This window comes from Craterilacuibacter sp. (assembly GCF_051659485.1).
Lineage (GTDB): Bacteria > Pseudomonadota > Gammaproteobacteria > Burkholderiales > Chromobacteriaceae > Craterilacuibacter.
The window spans coordinates 1-4230 of record NZ_JBOFOO010000164.1; the positions used below are offsets into that span (position 1 = coordinate 1).

Annotated in this window: 3 protein-coding genes and 1 pseudogene; all 4 read left to right on the top strand. The window is 60.8% G+C overall.

Translation table 11 applies throughout. From position 1 onward, the window contains the following. Positions 1-208: pseudogene (locus ACRC1E_RS05710) on the top strand (C4-dicarboxylate ABC transporter); the annotation flags it as partial. A 51-nt stretch (positions 209-259) separates the two neighbouring features. Further along, complete coding sequence (locus ACRC1E_RS05715) at positions 260-937, top strand: TRAP transporter small permease (protein ID WP_438514147.1); 678 nt, start codon at positions 260-262, stop codon at positions 935-937. Beyond that, positions 934-2214: a TRAP transporter large permease gene (locus ACRC1E_RS05720; RefSeq protein WP_438514148.1), complete on the top strand. Its 1281-nt coding sequence runs from the start codon at positions 934-936 to the stop codon at positions 2212-2214. Before ACRC1E_RS05715 ends, ACRC1E_RS05720 begins: the two co-directional genes overlap by 4 nt. Positions 2215-2371: 157 nt before the next feature. Beyond that, positions 2372-4230: NADP-dependent malic enzyme (locus ACRC1E_RS05725; protein WP_438514149.1), on the top strand; the 1859-nt coding region annotated here is incomplete at its 3' end.

Here is a 4230-nt window from a genome sequence, read left to right on the forward strand (position 1 = left end):
CTACGCCAACCAGATCGCCAAACAGGAAAACGAAGCCGACCTCAAGAAAATCGCCACCTCGGGCAAGACCACCGTCTACAACCCGACCCAGGCCGAACGCGCCGCCTTCCGCAAGGCACTGGCGCCGGTACACGCCAAGATGGCCGAGCGCATCGGTCCTGACCTGGTCAAGTCCGTGCAGACCGCCACCGGCTTCAAGGCGCAATAAGTCCTACCTGCCCGCCTCCAGCCGGAGGCGGGCGTTTTACCGGAGTTTTCCATGTTACGCATCCTCGACCATATCGAGGAGTGGCTGATCGCATTCCTGATAGGCGCTGCCACCCTGATCATTTTCCTGTCGGTTGCACACCGTTACGGTGCCAGCATCGACGCGCTCTACCCCTACCTCGCCCCCATCAATATGGCTTGGGCACAGGAGCTGACCATCTACATGTTTGTGTGGATGGCCAAGTTCGGTGCCGCCTACGGCGTGCGTACCGGCATCCATGTTGGCGTTGATGTCCTGATCAACAAACTAGCCACTCCGCTACGCAACAAGTTCGTCCTGTTCGGCCTGGCATCGGGCGCGAGCTTTACCGCCATTATCGGCTCGCTGGGTGCCTACTTCGTCTGGCATAACGGCATGGCGTACGCGACGCTGACCGCCCTCGGCCTCGAAACCGGCAACTACTTCGAAGGCCCGGTCACCCCCGACCTCGAATGGTCAACCTGGATCATCTACCTTGCCATTCCATTGGGTTCCTATCTGATGAGCTTCCGCTTCTTGCAGGTCTTCGTCTCTTTCTGGAAAACCGGTGAATTACCGGTACACGACCACGCCCACGTAGAAGGCCTGGAAGATGAAACCCAGTTGTCGGTCGGCGAAGCACTGGAAGTGACCGAAGAACGTGAACACATGCATGGCGGCCGCGCCAGCAGCAAAGGAGCACAGCAATGAGCAGCCTGACCATCTTCGGCCTGTTGGGTGCCCTGATGCTGACCGGCATGCCGATCTCGATCGCACTGGGCATGACCGTCCTCGCCTTCCTGTTTTTCCTGACCCAGGTACCGATTGAAGCCGTCGCCCTGAAGCTGTTCACCGGTATCGAGAAGTTCGAGATCATGGCGATCCCGTTCTTTATCCTCGCCGGCAACTTCCTCACCCACGGTGGCGTCGCCCGCCGCATGATCAACTTTGCCTCCAGCATGGTCGGCCACTGGCATGGCGGCCTCGCGCTGGCTGGCGTGGTGGCGTGCGCACTGTTCGCTGCCGTTTCCGGCTCCAGCCCGGCCACCGTCGTCGCCATCGGCTCCATCTTGCTGCCAGCCATGGTCAAGCAGGGCTACCCGAAAGAATTTGGCGTCGGTGTGATTGCCACCTCGGGCGGCCTCGGCATCCTGATTCCGCCATCGATCGTGATGGTGATCTACGCAGTATCGACCAACTCGTCGATCGGCAAACTGTTCGTCGCCGGCATCGTGCCCGGCCTGCTGCTGGCTGCCATTTTGCTGGGGGTCACCTGGTTCGTTGCCAAGAAGAAAAACTATCCGCGCATGCAGCGTGCCAGCTGGAGCCAGCGCCTGCATGCACTGCGCGAAAGCTTCTGGGGCCTGTTCCTGATCGTGGTGGTGATCGGCGGCATCTACTCCGGCGTGTTCACCGCGACCGAGGCAGCAGCGATGAGTGCGGTCTACGCCTTTATCGTCGCCGTGTTCGTGTACAAGGACCTGAAGCTGTCGCAGCTCCGCCGCGTATTGCTCGACTCGGCAAACATGTCGGCGATGCTGTTGTACATCATCACCAACGCCGTGCTGTTCTCCTTTTTGCTCACCAGCGAGAGCATCCCGCAGGATCTCGCCGCCTGGATCAACGAGCAAGGGCTGAGCCCGTGGATGTTCCTGCTGGTGGTCAACCTGCTGCTGCTGCTGGCCGGCAACTTCATGGAACCGTCATCAGTACTGCTGATCACCGCGCCAATCATATTCCCGGTCGCGATGGCAATGGGCATCGACCCTATCCACCTGGGCATCATCATGACGGTGAATATGGAAATCGGCATGATCACGCCACCGGTCGGGCTCAACCTGTATGTCGCATCCGGCATCGCCAAGATGGGGCTGACCGAGGTGACCAAGGCCTGTGCACCATGGATCCTGGTCATGATCAGCTACCTGATGCTGATCACCTACGTGCCGGCCATCTCGCTTTGGCTGCCAAACCTGCTCGGGATGTAAGGCTGCAGTCCTCTGCAACAAAAAGCGACGGTTTGATACCGTCGCTTTTTTTGTCTGGCAGCCACCATAGCCGCCGCTGACGCTAAGCCTATATAATGGCCGGCGAATGCCTTCAACTCAAAATGCTTAACACGAAGCACCTCAGGAGCCTTCTTCCATGGATGAGCAACTGCGCCAGAGCGCACTCGATTTCCATCAGTACCCAACCCCCGGCAAGATCCAGGTTGCGCCAACCAAGCCGCTGGCCACCCAGCAAGACCTCGGCCTGGCCTACTCGCCGGGCGTTGCCGCCCCGTGCATGGCCATCGTCGATGACCCGCTGAATTCGTACAAGTACACCGCGCGCGGCAATCTGGTGGCCGTGATCACCAACGGCACCGCAGTACTGGGGCTGGGGAATATCGGCGCACTGGCCGGCAAGCCGGTAATGGAAGGCAAGGGCGTGCTGTTCAAGAAGTTTGCCGGCATCGACGTATTCGACATCGAAGTGGACGAGCTCGACCCGGACAAACTGGTCGACATCATCTGCTCGCTGGAACCGACCTTCGGCGGCATCAACCTCGAAGACATCAAGGCCCCCGAGTGCTTCTATATCGAGAAGAAGTGCCGTGAGCGCATGGGCATTCCGGTCTTCCACGACGACCAGCACGGCACCGCCATCGTCGCCACCGCCGCCGTTCTCAACAGCCTGCGCCTGATCGGCAAAGACATCGGCCAGGTGCGCGTCGTCGCCTCCGGCGCCGGTGCCGCCGCCATCGCCTGCCTCGACCTGATGGTGGCCCTGGGCGTCAACCGCGCCAATATCACCGTCTGCGATTCCAAGGGCGTGATCTACAGCGGCCGCGACGACAAGATGGACGAGACCAAAAAGCGTTACGCCATTGCCGACAACGGCCAGCGCAAACTGGCCGAAGCCATGGTCGGCGCCGACATCTTCCTCGGCCTGTCCGGGCCCAAGCTGGTGACGCAGGACATGGTCAAGTCGATGGCCGCCTCGCCGCTGATTCTGGCCATGGCCAACCCCGAGCCGGAAATCATGCCGGAACTGGTGAAAGCGGTACGCCCGGACGCCATTATCGGCACCGGCCGTTCCGACTTCCCCAACCAGGTCAACAACGTCCTGTGCTTCCCCTTCATCTTCCGTGGGGCGCTCGATGTCGGCGCCACCACCATCAATGAAGAAATGAAGCTCGCCTGCGTACGCGCCATCGCCGACTTGGCCATGGCCGAGCAGAACGATGTGGTCGCCACCGCCTATGGCGACCAGGACCTGTCTTTCGGCCCGGAATACGTGATTCCGAAGCCGTTCGATCCGCGCCTGATCGTCAAGATCGCCCCGGCCGTGGCACAAGCCGCGATGGATACCGGCATCGCCACCCGCCCGATTGCCGACATGGGCGCCTATATCGACCAGCTGTCGCAGTTCGTCTACAAGTCCAACCTGTTCATGAAGCCGGTGTTCAGCCAGGCCAAAAAAGTGCTCAAGCGCGTGGTACTGGCCGAAGGCGAAGACGAGCGCGTGCTGCACGCCACCCAGGAAATCGTATCGCAAAATCTGGCCTTCCCGGTGCTGATCGGCCGCCCGAGCGTGATCGAGACCCGCATCAAGAAGCTTGGCCTCAAGCTGGAAATCGGCGTCGACTTCGAACTGGTCAATAATGAAAACGACCCGCGCTTTGCCGACTACTGGAAAGACTACTACGCGCTGATGAAGCGCCGTGGCGTCAGCCAGGAACAGGCCAAGCGCCGCGTGATCGGCAACACCACCCTGATCGGCGCGCTGATGGTCAAGCGCGGCGAAGCCGATGCGCTGATCTGCGGCACCTATGGCGCCCACCGCCAGCACTTCGGCATCGTCGAAGACGTGATCGGCTACGCCCGCGAGGACAAGGTTGCCGCCGCGATGAACGCGCTGATCCTGCCGAACGGCAATATCTTCATCGCCGACACCTACGTCAACGAAGACCCGGACGCCAAACAGCTGGCCGCCATCACCGAAATGGCCGCGCAGGCGGT

What these genes read in the sequence shown, in the direction of transcription:
- ACRC1E_RS05715 (WP_438514147.1), top strand. Translation starts at nt 260, where the DNA reads ATGTTACGCATCCTCGACCATATCGAGGAGTGGCTGATCGCATTCCTG.
- ACRC1E_RS05720 (WP_438514148.1), top strand. Translation starts at nt 934, where the DNA reads ATGAGCAGCCTGACCATCTTCGGCCTGTTGGGTGCCCTGATGCTGACC.